At 60.5% G+C, this 15081-nt stretch carries 12 protein-coding genes; 4 read left to right on the top strand and 8 right to left on the bottom strand.

Annotated features, from left to right (window positions below):
• Window positions 1-185 precede the first annotated feature (185 nt).
• Window positions 186-845, top strand: a complete 660-nt coding sequence (locus D0851_RS10360) for a response regulator transcription factor (RefSeq protein ID WP_117618590.1) — start codon at window positions 186-188, stop codon at window positions 843-845.
• Here the strand turns inward: D0851_RS10360 and D0851_RS10355 are convergent.
• From D0851_RS10355 to D0851_RS10335, 5 genes are all read right to left on the bottom strand, one after another.
• Window positions 778-2172 (bottom strand): sensor histidine kinase, encoded by a 1395-nt coding sequence (locus D0851_RS10355; RefSeq protein WP_117618589.1) that lies wholly within the window; start codon window positions 2170-2172, stop codon window positions 778-780. The two genes, D0851_RS10360 and D0851_RS10355, sit on opposite strands and share 68 nt — an antisense overlap.
• A gap of 79 nt (window positions 2173-2251) precedes the next feature.
• Complete coding sequence (locus tag D0851_RS10350; RefSeq protein WP_117618588.1) at window positions 2252-3346, bottom strand: lipase secretion chaperone; 1095 nt, start codon at window positions 3344-3346, stop codon at window positions 2252-2254.
• A 7-nt stretch (window positions 3347-3353) separates the two neighbouring features.
• On the bottom strand, window positions 3354-4280 hold the full coding sequence (locus D0851_RS10345) for an esterase/lipase family protein (RefSeq protein WP_117618587.1): 927 nt from the start codon (window positions 4278-4280) through the stop codon (window positions 3354-3356).
• A 139-nt stretch (window positions 4281-4419) separates the two neighbouring features.
• On the bottom strand, window positions 4420-4734 hold the full coding sequence (locus tag D0851_RS10340; RefSeq protein WP_117618586.1) for a DUF3301 domain-containing protein: 315 nt from the start codon (window positions 4732-4734) through the stop codon (window positions 4420-4422).
• Window positions 4735-4845: 111 nt separating this feature from the next.
• Window positions 4846-6105, bottom strand: coding sequence for a methyl-accepting chemotaxis protein (locus tag D0851_RS10335; protein ID WP_227539254.1), 1260 nt, complete (start codon window positions 6103-6105; stop codon window positions 4846-4848).
• A gap of 236 nt (window positions 6106-6341) precedes the next feature.
• Between D0851_RS10335 and D0851_RS10330 the strand changes: the two genes are divergently transcribed.
• Both D0851_RS10330 and D0851_RS10325 read left to right on the top strand, forming a co-directional pair.
• Window positions 6342-8009, top strand: a complete 1668-nt coding sequence (locus tag D0851_RS10330; protein WP_117618585.1) for a putative bifunctional diguanylate cyclase/phosphodiesterase — start codon at window positions 6342-6344, stop codon at window positions 8007-8009.
• Between the two features lie 113 nt (window positions 8010-8122).
• Window positions 8123-9088 carry a helix-turn-helix domain-containing protein gene (locus tag D0851_RS10325; protein WP_117618584.1) on the top strand — a complete coding sequence of 322 codons (966 nt, stop codon included), beginning with the start codon at window positions 8123-8125 and terminating at the stop codon, window positions 9086-9088.
• A gap of 66 nt (window positions 9089-9154) precedes the next feature.
• Here D0851_RS10325 and D0851_RS10320 read toward each other — a convergent pair whose 3' ends face one another.
• Window positions 9155-12250 (bottom strand): efflux RND transporter permease subunit, encoded by a 3096-nt coding sequence (locus D0851_RS10320; RefSeq protein WP_117618583.1) that lies wholly within the window; start codon window positions 12248-12250, stop codon window positions 9155-9157.
• On the bottom strand, window positions 12250-13347 hold the full coding sequence (locus D0851_RS10315; RefSeq protein WP_117618582.1) for an efflux RND transporter periplasmic adaptor subunit: 1098 nt from the start codon (window positions 13345-13347) through the stop codon (window positions 12250-12252). Before D0851_RS10315 ends, D0851_RS10320 begins: the two co-directional genes overlap by 1 nt.
• Window positions 13348-13682: 335 nt before the next feature.
• Between D0851_RS10315 and D0851_RS10310 the strand changes: the two genes are divergently transcribed.
• A complete protein-coding gene (locus tag D0851_RS10310; RefSeq protein ID WP_117618581.1) occupies window positions 13683-14189 on the top strand; it encodes a DnaJ domain-containing protein in 507 nt (168 codons plus the stop codon).
• A gap of 2 nt (window positions 14190-14191) precedes the next feature.
• Here D0851_RS10310 and D0851_RS10305 read toward each other — a convergent pair whose 3' ends face one another.
• Entirely contained in the window at window positions 14192-14980 is a 789-nt protein-coding gene (locus D0851_RS10305; protein ID WP_117618580.1) for a secretin N-terminal domain-containing protein, read from the bottom strand.
• Window positions 14981-15081: the final 101 nt, after the last annotated feature.

Here is a 15081-nt window from a genome sequence, read left to right as displayed (position 1 = left end):
GATGGTTGAGAAACGAAAAGAATGCTCCGGAAATATGACATCTGTGTTTCAGTTGCAGGGTGCGATGTCTGGCTTTCTGGCCAGCGTGTAAAAAATGTTAAGCAGGCCGCGGAGCCATGGGCCAGCCTGTCCTATAGTGGCGTGTCTGCGGCAACAAAAATAAACAGAGTGGGGGAGGCATAACCATGGAGGCCATCACTTCAGAGCCGGGCCGGCACCGGGTTCGTTCCGAACGTCCGTTGCCCCTGGCGAAGGTGCTCCTGGTCGATGACCACGCCCTGTTCGCCCAGGGCCTGGCGGGGTTGATGCAGCAGGAGGCGTTGGCCGCTTCGGTCACCACTGTCCGGAGCGTGGAGTCCGCCGCCGACCTGCTGGCCCATCAGGATGACTTTGAGCTGGTTCTGCTGGACATCGCCCTGCAGGGCGAAACCGGCCTGGCGCTTTTGCCAAGGCTGGCATCTTACCGGGAGGCTCCGCCGGTGGTGATTATTTCCAGCAGTGAAGACGAAAATACCGTGCGGGCCGCACGGGCGGCCGGGGCAAGCGGATTCCTGGCGAAGTCGGCGGGCCGGTCCGCACTGGTGAGTATGGTCCGGGCGGTGATCCGGGGGGATGGCTATTTCCCCGGTGGCCTTGTGCCACTGCCACCGGACCTGCCATTAACCCCCAGACAGATGGACGTTCTGCTGTTGCTGGCCCAGGGCTTCCCCAACAAGCGAATCTGTCAGAGCCTGAGCCTGACCGAGCACACGGTCAAGACCCACCTCAAGGCGATATTCACCCAGCTTGGTGTTCACAACCGGACTGAATGCGTGAGCCTTGCCCGGGCCCGGGGTTGGCTGTAGCCGCGGCAGGCAGACGTACCCAGAACGCCGAGCCCCCGCTTCGCTCCGTGGCCACACCGCAGGTCCCCTGCATCAGCGCAGAGAACTCCCGGACGATGGTCAGGCCGAGCCCGAGGCCCGGGCAATCGCTTCGGCCGGGTCCCCGTACATAGGGCGAAAACAGGTCGTCCTTAAGGTCTGGTGACAGGCCGGCACCATTATCCGAGACGGTCAGAAGCACATGCTGGCCCTGGCGACTGGCACCAAGCCGAACCCTGGTGCCGCCGCTGTGTTCCGCGGCATTGAACACCAGATTCTGAAGCACCCGGAGCAGGAGACCGGGATCAGCCAGAACTTTTAGGTTGCCGGAATCATGGTCGATCAACAGGTCTATCTTTCGGATGCCCATCGAGTCGGTCATCAGATCACCCACGCCGCGAAAAATCGGTGCCAGCGGTGTTGGCTGGATGTCCGGCCGGATCATGCCTTCATTCAGCCGGGCACTGTCGAACACGGTGCCAAGCAGGCGGCGAAGATGCCGGATGGTGTCCTTTAACTGGGTCGTTACCGGATTTTTGCCAGGCTCCCCGGAACCCGGCGAAAGGCTTTCCAGTGTTATGTCGATCACATTCAGGGGTTGGCGCAGGTCATGACTGGCGGCAGTGATGAGTTCGGTTTTACGCCGGCTCTCGTCCCGGGCCGCCTGGTGCATCAGGTCCAGTAACTGTCGGTCGAGAAAATGGGCCCTGTGGCGGTACTCGCTGGTCCAGGCACCCACCATGCCGATGATGTTGGCCGTCATCAGGAAAAACAGGTTGCTCATGATGACGGGGCTTGGCATGCCACTCCATAGTTCAGTCATGAAATAGCTGAAAACCAGAGCCAGTGAGACCATGGAAGCGCTAATGAACGGCAGCCCCATGGCAAAGTAGCCGAACATCAGCATCAGGATCATACCCTCGTAGGGCAGCGGAAACGCCATGTGCCGGGCTACGCCGATAATTGCAATCACGCTGAGGCCGCCCAGGAAATAAGCCAGTGTATAGAGTCGCTCAAAGGTCCTGTCTGAAGGCGCAGGGCGAAAAGCCAGCCAGACCACGATGGCGATAACCGGGCAGGTGATGGCCAGCCGGATGGACACGGTGACCCGGGCCAGCTCGGCGGGCAAGGTCAGCACATCCATGGCGGCGTAGATCAGGAACAGGATCAGGCCCACGATGGAAACGGGCCGTGCCCGCTGTCGGACCAGCGATGCACGGGTTTTCCGGTAACTCTGTTCAAGATCGGGTGCAAAGCGCAGTCGCGGGAAACCGGTTGCCTGCTGGTGTCTGAGCTGCTCGGTATTCATCACCGTATCCAATGGCGGGCCAGTCCCCGGATTGTAGCGGGCTCAGGCCCGCGCTTTCGCGAGCCTGAGCACATTCCGGTCAGCTGCTATCGAGCATTTTAAGGCGTGCCCAGGTTCGGTCCTGCTCGTTTGGGAAGTGCTGGAGCAGGAGTTCTTCGCGACGGGCTTCCAGATCCTGTGCTGCCAGTCCGTTTGCGCCTTTGCGATTCAGTGCCTCCTGAAAACTCTGGAAGCGCTGATCAAACCGCTCCCGATGTTCCAGGTAGCTCACCACGCCCTCGACGCCCTCGGGGTCAAGGCCAAGATCGGTCAGTTGCTGGCCGGCAGCGTCCGCCGAGCTGGCATTGGTGATGGCGGCGATACGTGCCTGTTGCTGGCGGGTGGTGGCGTAAAGGCGCTCCTCGGTCGTTTTCAGGGCCTCCGGCAACTGGTTCCGATGCCATTCAACCAATGCCTGCTTGCCCTGCTGGCTCAGGTCGTCCCGCTGCTGGATGGCCAGCGTGGCCAGGGTGTATTCGCTGTAGGCTTCCTCGAGCCCGAAGAAGGCCTGGTGAACCTCGGCATCGAAGGTGGATTGGCGAAGCCTCTTCAGTTGTGCCATGGCATCGCCCAGCGCTGCCAACTGGTAGCCGGCGTCGCCTTGCCGGCGGGGATCCAGTCGGGTTTGCATCACGGCCAGCGATGCCTGTTTGTAAGCGAGGTACTGGTCAAGCAGTGCCAGTGCCTGCCCGGAAGCGGGCTCTGGCAGATGCGTCCGGGCCATCTGCTCAATCTGGCGGATGGCTGTTTCCGGCGAAACCTCACCGACGGTACTGAGGAAATAGTCGAAGAAGTCGCGGACCCGCAGGTTGATGACCAGTTGGCCGTTGGCGTCCGCTTGCAGGGCGCCGTCGATATCGGTGCCGGCCAGGGACGGCGCAAAAGGCTCTGGGCCTAGTGACCTGGGGGTGGTGTTGGGTGCCGGCGGAACCCCGGCCTCCACTGGCGCGGCTGCGGGAAGGGTCCCGGGCGAGGGCCGCGCGGGCCCGGTTTGCTGCGCACTGGAAAGCGGCGCTTCGGCGGTTGGCAAAGGCGGGTAATCGTTGATGCCGTACCAGAGGCCGCTGCCGGCCAGAATGGCCGACAGGGCAACGGGAAACAGCCATCGACGGTGACCGATGAGGGGCTGTTTCATGATCGCCTCACAACCCGCGGTTTTTCAGGCGGTTGGCCTGGGTACGGTAGAGGGTAACCGGATTGGTCCACAGGGAGCGGGCGCCCAGCAGGTGGTTGATGGCATCCACGTGGTTCATGTCGTATTGGGTACCGATCACGTTACCCATCATGGTCGAACAGACGCCGACCAGCCCGTCGTTCGGCTCGCTGCCGAAGGCCAGGGCGGTAATGCCCAGGAAGGGGTCGGTGATGTCAAAGACGTTGGTCCAGACGCCACGGCCGGTCCAGGAAAAGAATTTGATGCGGTTGCCGTTGATCCACACGTCCTCGCTGGTGCCGGCGCAGGCGTTGCGGTTAACCCCTTTCCAGCCCAGCGCATCGTTCAGGCTGGTGGTTCCGGGCGTTGTCAGGGTCTCCAGCGCGGCCAGTCCGTCTTGTGGGTTATTGGCGCCGGACAGGGCGTTGATCAGATCGCCGAGGGCGTTGGCAATGGCGTCCGCCCCGCCTTCCACATAGCTGCCGGGCGGAAGAATGCCGCGAACCACGTCTGCCACTTTGGAGCCTTTGTTGACGCCGTCGATGGAGGTGATCGAGGCAATCCGCTGGGGAATCAGTGCGGCGGTCACCCGGGAGGTGGGGGCACCCTGGCTGTGGGCCATCAGGTTGACCTTGGCATGGCCCAGGCTGTTGACATAGTTGGCCAGTTGCTGGCCCCGTTGCTCACTGCTGTTGACGAAAGACACGCTGGCGCTATAAACCCGTGCGCCACTGCGCTCCAGGTTCCAGGGAATGGTGTGGAAGTAGTTGACCAGCCCACCGATGGTGTTGAAGCCGGTAACGCCATGGACCAGAACGATGGGGTAGCGGGTCTGGGTGTAACCGGCGTGGCTGAGAAACGAGGCGGACAGCATGGCCAGCCCCAGCATGACTGCTGCGGTAAATCGGATACGCATGGTTGACTCCTGTTGTTTTTGTTGACGGCTGCGTTTTACAGCCGACGGTCGTCGATGCGTTGTCGATTATTCGGGCCAAAGGGGCGGGCGGGAATCGCCCATTTGGGTGAGGGCGTGAAGCCGGGGCATGGCGGAGTGTTCAGGAAAACCGGTGAGGCTCCAGCTCCATGTGCTGGATGCGCTGGCCGAGCATGATGATGCGGCCGGTGTAACGTTCTTCGCCGGTAGACGTGAAATCGAACAGAAATCGGCGCCATACCCGGATCCGGCCCTGATCATCGCGCTTGAACCAGAGGCCCCGAAGGAATACAGCATCGTCCAGAAGCATGACATCCATAGTCTTGCAGTAGCGACGGGCGGCCTGAAGTACAAAATCCTTGATGGCTTTGGCGCGCCACCAGTACCAGACGGCGAATCCGGCCACAAACAGCCAGAACAGGGTTCCAAGAGTCACGGTTTCAGCGATCTTCCATGGTTTTTCAGAGGGTTGATCGCCAGACTACCTTATTGCGTTGGCTCGGGGAATCGTTGCCTTTTCTCCGCCGCCGGCGTCGGCAACAGTCGGTCACACAACATCTGCAGAAAATGGCTGGTCAGCAGCTGCGCCTGGTCGACATTGTTGCCGAGATGCTCCGATTCTTCCCGGGCGTTTTCGCTGCTCCGGACCGACCGGTTGCCGAGTTCCAGAAGCCGCTCTGCCTGCTTCAATGGCGGCGTTCAGTGCCAGCAGGTTGGTCTGTTCGGCGATGTCCGAGATAACGTCCAGAACCATGCCGATGGCATCGCTTTTCTCGGACAGGGTCGTCATGCGTTCATTGGCTGCGGAGAGCTGGTTTTTCAGCCCGGAAAGCGACTGATTCATTGACCGCATCTGGTCACGCCATTGTCCGGCGGACTGGCGTGCATCGTCAGTTGCCTGGTGGCTGCGGGTGGTCAGTTCGCTGACCCGGCGGACACTCTCGGCCAGCTCCTCAAACGCCCGGCTGATATCCTGTATCTCACCCTGTTGACTGCGGATGCTGGCCACCGAGTTGGCAACCCATTCAACCGTCCGCTGCTTGCGGCCGTGGAGTTTGCCAATATTGCCATGCATTCGGGCGGAGACGGCCCTGAGAATGGCGTCCCGCTTTTGCCGGTCGAATTCGATCCAGGCCCCTTCGTCCCGGCGGCCCGTGTAGATCCAGGGCATGGCCGGATGCGCGGCGCAGCAGGCAGAGCGGGCGCCGCGCACCATTGGCAGGGTAAGCCAGAACAGCGCGGCGAATACCAGCAGCAAAAGCCCCTCGATGGCCAGCATGGTGGCCAGGCTGAGCCCGCCCGGAGCCAATCCCGGAATGGCCAGCGCCAGGAGGCCATAAAGGCTGAACAGCTTGACGGCCAGGGGAGGGCTGGCGGCCAGATAGCGCCGGGGCACCTTGCCCGTGTTCCAGGCCTTGTAGAGTTTTTCGGCCCGCTTGATCTGGTCGGGGTGGGGTCGCGTCCGGACCGACTGGAACTCGACAATGTCGCCGTCTTTGCGAATCGGCGTCACAAACGCGTCAACCCAGTAGTGATCACCATTCCGGCATCGGTTCTTGACAATCCCGCGCCAGGATTCACCGGCCCTGATGGTACGCCACAGATCCTCGAAGGCGCCTGGCGGCATATCCGGGTGGCGTATCAGGTTGTGGGGTTGGCCCATCAGCTCGTCCAGAGGGTAACCGGCCACTTCGGCAAACTCCTCATTGGCGGCGGTGATCTTTCCCCGAAGGTCGGTTGTGGTTATCAGGTGATAGTGTTCCGGGTACACCCGCTCTCGCTGGGTCACAGGTTGGTTAACGCGCATGGAAAATCCTTTCCTGGGTCGCTGTTCGTGTTATTGCCAGTCAACTATCGGCCGCATCCGGACGCTCCGATATCCGGTTATTGCAATAATTGAGCGAACCCTCAGTTTTTCTTGTGCTTTGGTCTAAACCCCGCAGTTTTTGCAATATGTGGCTGTTGTGGCGACACATACGGCTTAAGCTGATGCCTGATCCGCCGGGTTCAGGTTCAGGGATCGCTGAAAGGAGTAAGCAGCGGATGCAGGTAGTGCAGCAACAGGATTTCCGGGCCCTGGTGGATAACCACCCCAGGGCAATCATGCTGTCCACGACAGAACCACGAATCGTCTACGCCAATCGGATGTTTTGCGCTGTCACCGGATACCAGTCAGATGAGGTCCTTGGACAGCCACCGTCGATACTGAGTTCCGGCCTGCACTCGCCCGAGTTCTATCAGGCCATGTGGCAAAGCCTTGAGCGACATGGGCGCTGGGAGGGGCTGATCTGGAACCGCCGAAAGAGCGGCGAGACCTATCCCCAGTGGCTGACAATCTATCCCCTGGAGCATGGAAATCGTCGATTCTGGGCCGGTGTGTTCACGGACGTTGGCGATGTGGCGGCGGGCGACGAGCGCCTGGCCTCGCTGGCTTACTACGACCCCCTCACCGAGCTGCCGAACCGTTCCCTGTTCCAGGAGTTCCTCAAGGCCCGTGTGGCCCGGCGCGCCCGTGACAGTCGCCGGTTCGCCGTGCTGTTTGTGGATCTTGATTTCTTCAAGTCGGTTAATGATCTCCACGGCCACGAATGCGGGGATCGCGTGCTGCAGCACGCCGCCTACTGTATCCAGAGCGTTCTGAGAAGGGGTGACGTGGTGGCGAGGCTGTCGGGCGATGAGTTTTCGGCCATTATAGAGTTGCAGTCCGGGGACGATCTGGACGGTGTCTGTCAACGCATGATCCACATTTTCCAGGCCCCGATGGTGGTCGATCACCGTGAGTATTTTCTTTCAGCGTCTGTTGGCGCGGCGGTTTATCCGGAGCACGGCAAAACAGGCAGTGAGTTGCTGCAGAACGCAGACAGGGCCATGTACACGGCAAAGCTCGCTGGCCGGGCCTGTTACCGCCTCTACAGCGAAGTGGCTACGGAGCAGGGCCGGCGTGAACAGCGCCTGTCGGAGGCCCTGATGGCTTCCCTGAAAACCGCTCCGGAAGAATTCAGTGTGGTCTACCAGCCCCAGTATTGGCTTGACAGTGGTCGCATCGCGGGACTGGAGGCGCTGCTGCGCTGGCGGCATCCGGAGTTTGGCGTTGTCTCACCCGCCGAGTTTGTCCCTATTGCCGAACAGCGTGGTCATATTCACGAGCTGACGGGGCATTTGGTGCGCTGTATCCTCGCCGACCTCCCGGATTCCCCGGGATTGCTGCCCCGGGACCTTCGGCTGGCAATCAATATCTCCGCCCGTCAGATCACCGATTCACGTCTGGAGGGGCTGCTTGGTCCGCTCTTTTGCCGCATTCGGCGGATAGGCTGGCGGCCGGAAATCGAGATTACCGAAACCCACCTGATGAACCTTTCCCCGCAATGCCTGAACCGGCTGCGGGAATTCGGTCATCAGGGGGTGGGTGTGGCAATTGATGATTTCGGGACCGGTTACTCGTCACTGGCTTACCTTCATACCCTGCCGGTTCAGGTGCTCAAGATTGACCGGCAGTTCACCTGGCGGCTTGGCGGCAAGTCCGGGGATTCGCGGATTGTCGCGGCGATTCTGGGGATTGCCGAGGCCCTTGGCCTGGAGGTGGTTGCAGAGGGCATCGAGAGCGAGGATCAGCACAGCCGGTTGCGTGAACTGAAGTGCCACCGGGGACAGGGATTTCTAATGGCCAGACCGTTGCCCTGGCAGGCATTGGGCAGTGCACTGGTTGATTAACATCAATAACAGGCAAAAAAAGCGCCGGTTTCAGGGGGTTTTGCAACATCTGGCTACTGGAAACGCCCGGGTTGCCCTGATAGTGGGTAAAAACCACTTTCCTCCCGAAACTTATGCCAAACAAAGCACCCGATCAAGAACTTGATGCCTATCTGCGACTCAACCGGGCGTTTCCCGGAGAGTGGCTTGTCGCCCTGCGAAAGCTCTCTGGTTGGGATGGTGTGGAGTGTCAGCTGCACTCAGGCAGTGGCACGGCTGGTGCCCTGTCGGCACTGACGTCCGGTCTGGGCAGGGTGGTTTGTATCCAGGCCAGTCAGGCCATGGAGATCACTTGCTGGAGTGCGTCAGATCCGGTGTTTCTGCTGCCGCTGGCCGGCGACCCGGAGATCGCTCTGCAGGGCAAGCCGGGGCAGCCCATGCTGCATTTAACGGCTGCCCGATCCTCAGACCGGTTCAGGCTGCGCCTGCCCCGGAATGGCCGGGTCATGATTCTCCGGCCGGCAGCCGGAATTCCGGACAGCCTGATCAAAGACGAAGGCGACAAACGCCTTGCCGCCTGCCAGAATCTGATCACGGAGTATCTGCATAGCTCGTCCTTTTTCAGGGACGATGCTCACGCAAGAGAGCTGACCGATGACCTCTTCCGGCAACTGGCGGCAATGGAGCGGAATGAGGGGGCGCCACCTCGCGGGCACCCCGAGCTTGATCGCCGGATAGTCCGGATGATCGAAAAAATCCGGCAGGAACCTGCCTGGGACTTTAACCTGCGGGAGCTGGCCAGCCATTCCGGTGTCAGCGAGCGAAACCTCTATTTCCTGATGAAGCGGGAAACCGGGATGACGCCCTACCGGTTTTACCAGCGCAACCGGTTAATCAGGGTGCGGCGCAGGCTGGTGGATTGCCAGTGCGAGGTGCCCCACATTTCCTGGTATGCAGCTGATGAGGGCTTCTCCCACCTTGGCCGGTTCGCGGCCCTCTATCGGGAGCATTTCGGAGAACTGCCCAGTGAGACCGTGCAGTGGCGTCGCAACCTGCAGCACCGGAAGCCAGTCTCTGCCCCGGCCCCGGCGCTGGACTGAATTCCGGAACGGCAATAAAGAACCCGGCTCACTGAATGGTGGCCGGGGTTTTTCCAGTTGCCGGATTTAGTGAGCCGTTGCCGGCTTACCGTTATCGTCACCATCGGACGTGTCCGAGTACTCGTCGGCTCCCGAACCATGGTGGTCCCGCCCCAGCAGGATATAGAACGCGGGCAGTACGAAGATGGTAAACAGCGTGCCGATACCCAGGCCGGCACTGATGGTCAGGCCAATGGCAAAGCGGCTTTCCGCGCCCGGGCCGATCGCAATCAACAGGGGCACCATGGCAAAGATCAGCGCCAGGGACGTCATAATGATCGGCCGCAGACGGATCGCGGCGGCTTCCACCACGGCATCAAACTTGTTCAGCCCACGTTCCTTTTGCAGCTGATTGGCAAACTCGACAATCAGGATGCCGTTCTTGGACACCACGCCGATCAGCGTGATCAGCCCGACCTGGGTGTAGATGTTCATGGTGGCGAAGCCGAGCACGATAAACGCCATGGCGCCGGCCACCGACATGGGTACCGAGACCAGAATGATGAACGGATCGCGCCAGCTCTCGAACTGGGCCGCCAGAACCAGGTAGATCACCAGCAGCGACAGGAAGAAGGTCACCATCAGGGCGCTGCCCTGAGTGGCAAGCTGGCGGCTCTGACCGGTGTAGTCATACGTGAAGCCCTGGGGGAAAACCTCTTCCGCCGTACGTTCCATGAAATCCATGGCGCTACCGGCGGCAACGCCGGGCATGACCACACCCTGGAGGGTCAGCGAGTTCTGCTGATTGAACTGGGTCCGGTTTGACGGCTCAACCTGCTGGCTGAAGCTCACGACACTCCCCAGTGGTACCAGTGCACCGTTATCGGCACGGATGTAGTACTCATTGAGCGCCTGGGCGTCCAGACGGAACTGCTGGTCAACCTGCGGAATAACCTGATAGGACCGTCCTTCCATACTGAACCGGTTGATGTAACCGCCTCCCAGCATGCTCGACAGGCTCTGGCCAACGTCCTGCATCGACAGACCCAGATCCGCAACCCGGTCCCGGTCCACATTGATGCGGGTAATCGGGCGGTCGAAGTTGATGGACTTCTGCAGGAACATAAAGTTGCCACTGGCCATGGCCTTACCCAGCATCTCGTCGGCCACCTGGTCCAGTTGCTCGTAACTGCTGCCCGTGGTGATCACGAACTGGAAGGGCAACCCGCCACCGGAGCCAGGCAGGGACGGCCGCGGGAATACGGCGGTCTGCAGACCGGTTACCTTTTTCAGCTCAGCGTCCAGCAGCGGCTGGGCTTCGAACTGGCTGATGTCCCGTTCGCTCCAGGGCGCCATCTTGAAGCCACCGAATACCGCGTTGGGACCGGTGATGCCGATGATCATGAAGTCTTCGTTGTACCCCGGAACGGCAGACATGCGTTCCTGAATTTCATCACCATGCTCCAGCAGGTAGTCGAGGGTTGAGGTCTGGGGCCCGAGGCCCTGATAGAACAGAATGCCCTGATCCTCGGTGGGTGCCAGTTCGTTCTGGCTCATCGTTACCATGAAGTAGATGGACACAAGTACCACGATTGCAAAGAACACCACCACCGACCTGGTCTGCATCAGTGAACTCAGGGCAGACTTGTAACCCGCCGCCAGGCCGTTGAAGCTGCGCTCGACCAGGCTCTCGAATTTCCCGGAGTTACCGTGAGGCTTCAGCACCTTCCCTGACAGCATGGGCGAGAGTGTCAGGGCGACAATGCCTGAAATGACAACGGTGCCGGCCAGGGTGAAGGCAAACTCCGTGAACAGTGAACCGACCAGGCCACCCATAAAGCCAATGGGGGCATAAACCGCCACCAGCGTTGTGGTCATGGCAATGATCGGCACCGCCATCTCCCGCGCGCCATTGATTGCCGCCTCAAAGCGGGATTCGCCCTGCTCGATGTGGCGGTGCACGTTCTCAACCATGATGATGGCGTCATCCACCACCAGGCCGATGGCCAGCACCAGGGACAGCAGGGTGAGCAGGTTCAGCGAGAAACCGAACATCAGCATGATGAAGGCGCCACCGATCAATGACAGTGGCACGGCGACGGAAGGCACGATGGATGCGCGTACCGAGCCGAGACACAGGAATACCACCACCAGAACGATGATCATGGCCTCCAGCAGCGTCTGGATCACCTCATTGATGGAGTCCTCAATGAAGTCCGAGGCGTCATAGGCCAGTCGCACGTTCAGGCCGGAGGGTAACTGGCTCTCAATATCCGGCAGTTCGCCCTTTACCAGGCCTGCGACGGTCAGCGGGTTGGCGCCGGGGGCCAGTTCAATGGCCACGTAGGTGGCTGGCTGCCCTTTGTACAGGGCCAACTGATCATAGGTTTCCGAGCCCAGCTCGACACGGGCAATATCCTGCAGGCGGATCTGGGTGCCATCGGCCTGTTTGATGACCAGATTCCGGAACTGGTCCGGGTCCGCCACATCGGTGTCGCTGGTCATGCTGATTTCGGTGTAGGTGCCCTTGGTGTTGCCTACGGCGGCCTGATAGTTGTTGGCACGCAGCCTCGCCACCACTTCCGGGGGTGTCATATCCACGGCGGCCAGGCGTTCGGGGTCCAGCCAGACCCGAAGGGCGAATTTCCGGCCCAGCAGCTCGGCTTTACCGACACCGGAGAGCGCCTGAAGCCGGGGCTGGACAACCCGGGTCAGGTAATCGGTGATCTGGGGCACTGCCAGCTCGGTACTGTAGAAGGCAATGTACATCAGCGCCGTGGAATCGCCGGTGGTAGAGGTGATCACCGGGTCCTCGGCTTCGGCAGGCAGCACATTGCGCTGGCTGGCCACTTTGGCCTGAATCTCCGCCAGGGCCGCATTGGCGTCATAGTTCAGCACCATCTTGGCTTCGATGGTGGAGATGCCCTGGGAACTGGTGGAGGTCAGGTAGTCGATACCACTGGCTTCCGCTATCGCCTGTTGCAGGGGGGTGGTGATAAAGCCCTTGATCAGATCTGAGCTGGCACCCGGATAGGCGGTTGTCACCGTCACAGTGGTGCTCTCGAGTTCCGGATACTGCCGGATCTCCATTTCCATGGCGGCCCTTGCGCCAAGGAGCAGAATCAGCAGGCTGACCACCGTCGCCAGTACCGGGCGGTGGATAAAAATGTCAGTGAAGCGCATTACTCAGGTGCCTCCTGCGGCTCTTCGTCCTGAATGGCGACCTTTTGCCCGGCGCGCAGCCGCAGCAGTCCCTTGGCGACAATGGTCTCACCCGCTTCCAGGCCGGAAAGCACGGCGACGCGGGTGTTCCGGGTCTCACCGGTGGTGACGGTGCGTCGGCTGACGACCAGATTACCCTCGTCGTTTTCCTCAACAACAAACACGAAGTCGCCGTAGGTGTTATAGGAGATTGCGGTCCGCGGCACGGTTACCACGTCATTGTCTCCCGGTTGTCGGGTCAGGACCGTTGCAAACATGCCCGGGCGCAGCAGGCTCTCGGGATTATCCAGGGTGGCGCGAACGCGAACGGTCCGGGTCTCCGGGTTGACCGACGTGTTGATGGCGCTGACCGCGCCCTCGAAATCCTGTTCGGGCACCGCCGCCACTTTGGCGACCACCGCATAACCCGGCTTCGCGTTTGGCAGGTTTTTCTCAGACAGGGTGTAATCCACATAGATCGGATCAAGCATGTTGATCTCGACAATAGGGGTGCCGGTGGCAATGTATTCGCCCTGGTCGACCATCCGGATGCCGAGGGTGCCATCGAACGGAGCGCGGATGATTTTCTTGCTGAGCTGGGCCTCGGCTTCGTTAACCCGGGCCCGGGCGGCATCGAAGTTGGCCTTGGATTCATCGTACTGGGACTGGGAAACGGCGCGCCTGGGAAGCAGGTCGGAAACCCGCTTGAACTCCTGCTCCGCCAGTTGTGCCTCGGCGCGGCGTGTGCGCAGGGCCGCCTCATCGATGGCGGCATCGATGCGGATCAATATGTCGCCCTGTTTAACCACGTCACCGGACTCGAAATTGATGGTCTCAACAACACCGGGCACCTCGTTGGCAACCTCAATGCCGTTAACCGCCTCAATGCTGCCCACCGCCTTGATGGCGGGTGTCCAGCTTTCGGTCTGTGCCTTGGTTGCGGAGATCTGGGCGGGCGGCTGGGGCTGGGACATCTGCTCCTGCATCTGGCCAAACTGGTAGAACTTGTAGCCGAAGATACCTCCGAACACCACGCCGAGGAAAATGATGACGATCAGAAAGCGGGAAGCAGTGCGCATAGTTCAGGTCCTGGAAATCTGAGTCCGGTCGTTGCGATTCAAATATCGGTGAATATACAGGGAGGCTGGCGATTTGCGTTCCCTTGCCGATCCATTGCCCGACGACGGACTGATTGAATACGTGAATCATTCATGTTTGACAAAGCATAGCATCCTACAAAATTCAGGTCGCCATTGTCACCGGGTTGTAAGTATTTCTAGCTAGATTCCGGGTTTGCCGGTTTTGACGGAAGTCATAGCAGTCTCGGTGCCTGCCGGTTTTCAGCGCAGAGGCGCTGGTAAAGTGACAGGAGACAGTGACAGAATTACGACCGTACTCAAGGTAAGGATCAACCATGCAGTGGATTCTGGGAATCGCGTTGGCAGCCGCCATGTTTGTGATTCTGAAACAGTGGGGCGCGTTGTCCGCCGAGAAGAAAAAGGCCGCTACCTGGAAAGTTGTCCTGGTGGCTGGTGGCGCCCTTCTGGTTTTTATGGTTCTGACGGGACGTATCCATGTGCTGACCGCCGCAGTGGCTGCCGTTATTCCGCTGTTGCGCAAGCTGCCTGCGTTACTGAAATACGCCCCTGCCATAAACCGGATGTTTGCGGACAAGCAGCAGGGTGGGGGCACTGGGCAGACAAACCGGCAGTCGGACCCGGGCAGCGATCTGAGTGGCCAGATGTCGGTGCGCGAAGCCTGTGACGTCCTCGGAGTGAAAGCCGGCTGTTCTGAAGAGGACATCGTGATGGCTCATCGCCGGCTGATGCAAAAGCTTCACCCGGACCGGGGCGGTAACGATTACCTGGCCGCCAAACTCAACGAAGCCAAGCAGGTTTTGCTCAGCAAACGCAAGGCCTGAGGTCAGGGCAGAAGATCGACTCTGACTTCAAAGCTCCGGTTGTCGGAGCGGCTGCTGTTAACCTGATAGGTAATTCCGCTGCGCTCCCGGGCCGAGCTGGTTGCAGTGCTGCCCAGTGACACCCACTGCCCCGGCTCGACCCGTCGAATGGTGACTACGGCTTCGGTTTCATAACCGTCCAGACTCGCCGGATCCTCCTCGAACGAAACAATGCTCAGCTCAACCGCCTGATTGGAAATTACCTGCGGGCTGACCAGAAACCCGCTTCGGGTTTCGACCTGCTCAAGGAAGGCGGCCGGATTTCGGCCACCCCGAACGGCGACCGGAATTGTCCGGATCTGGCCCGAGGTGATGTGGGCGGACTGGCCATCCTGCATAACCAGCGTTCTCTCCCGGGTGCTGCCGGTGCTGGTCACACGCCGCTGTGCCGAAAGTTCCACCCGGCCCCCGGGCGCGGAAAGGCCGGCTCCCGACCGCTTGCCCCCGGTGTCGGTTCTGGAGCGAACGGTAATCCGGAGCTGAACCGGCGCCACGTCCAGGGTGTCAACCAGCCTGCCAATTTCATCCAGCAACTCTGGCTCGCCGCGAACCACCAGTTGTGCCCCCCGGGCGGTGACAGCCACGGAAGAACCCTGGTAAAGCTGGCGAACCTGTGCCGCCACATCCTCCGCGGACCGGTTGTTGAGCTGGTAGTCCCGGGTCTCCGCCTGGGCCATGGCGTGGCTTGAACACAGGCCGAGGAGTGCGGCCAGCAAGAGATATAGCGGGTATCGCCCAGAATGTGCGGTCATTGCTCGCTCCCAACCTTACTGCCGGAACTGAAAAATTCCGGCACACGGGTTGCCAAGTTGAAAACCGGGGGTATATATTGAAAAGCATGAAGACGACACAC

It is taken from the genome of Marinobacter sp. Arc7-DN-1 (assembly GCF_003441595.1).
In the GTDB taxonomy this organism is placed as follows: Bacteria; Pseudomonadota; Gammaproteobacteria; order Pseudomonadales; family Oleiphilaceae; genus Marinobacter; species Marinobacter metalliresistant.
The sequence above is the reverse complement of the archived record's forward strand: the minus strand, read 5'-3'. Positions and strand labels throughout refer to the sequence as shown.

What these genes read in the sequence shown, in the direction of transcription:
- D0851_RS10325 (WP_117618584.1), top strand. Translation starts at nt 8,123, where the DNA reads ATGCCAAACAAAGCACCCGATCAAGAACTTGATGCCTATCTGCGACTC.
- D0851_RS10350 (WP_117618588.1), bottom strand. Translation starts at nt 3,346, where the DNA reads ATGAAACAGCCCCTCATCGGTCACCGTCGATGGCTGTTTCCCGTTGCC.
- D0851_RS10310 (WP_117618581.1), top strand. Translation starts at nt 13,683, where the DNA reads ATGCAGTGGATTCTGGGAATCGCGTTGGCAGCCGCCATGTTTGTGATT.
- D0851_RS10305 (WP_117618580.1), bottom strand. Translation starts at nt 14,980, where the DNA reads ATGACCGCACATTCTGGGCGATACCCGCTATATCTCTTGCTGGCCGCA.
- D0851_RS10315 (WP_117618582.1), bottom strand. Translation starts at nt 13,347, where the DNA reads ATGCGCACTGCTTCCCGCTTTCTGATCGTCATCATTTTCCTCGGCGTG.
- D0851_RS10335 (WP_227539254.1), bottom strand. Translation starts at nt 6,105, where the DNA reads ATGCGCGTTAACCAACCTGTGACCCAGCGAGAGCGGGTGTACCCGGAA.
- D0851_RS10330 (WP_117618585.1), top strand. Translation starts at nt 6,342, where the DNA reads ATGCAGGTAGTGCAGCAACAGGATTTCCGGGCCCTGGTGGATAACCAC.
- D0851_RS10320 (WP_117618583.1), bottom strand. Translation starts at nt 12,250, where the DNA reads ATGCGCTTCACTGACATTTTTATCCACCGCCCGGTACTGGCGACGGTG.
- D0851_RS10360 (WP_117618590.1), top strand. Translation starts at nt 186, where the DNA reads ATGGAGGCCATCACTTCAGAGCCGGGCCGGCACCGGGTTCGTTCCGAA.
- D0851_RS10345 (WP_117618587.1), bottom strand. Translation starts at nt 4,280, where the DNA reads ATGCGTATCCGATTTACCGCAGCAGTCATGCTGGGGCTGGCCATGCTG.
- D0851_RS10355 (WP_117618589.1), bottom strand. Translation starts at nt 2,172, where the DNA reads ATGAATACCGAGCAGCTCAGACACCAGCAGGCAACCGGTTTCCCGCGA.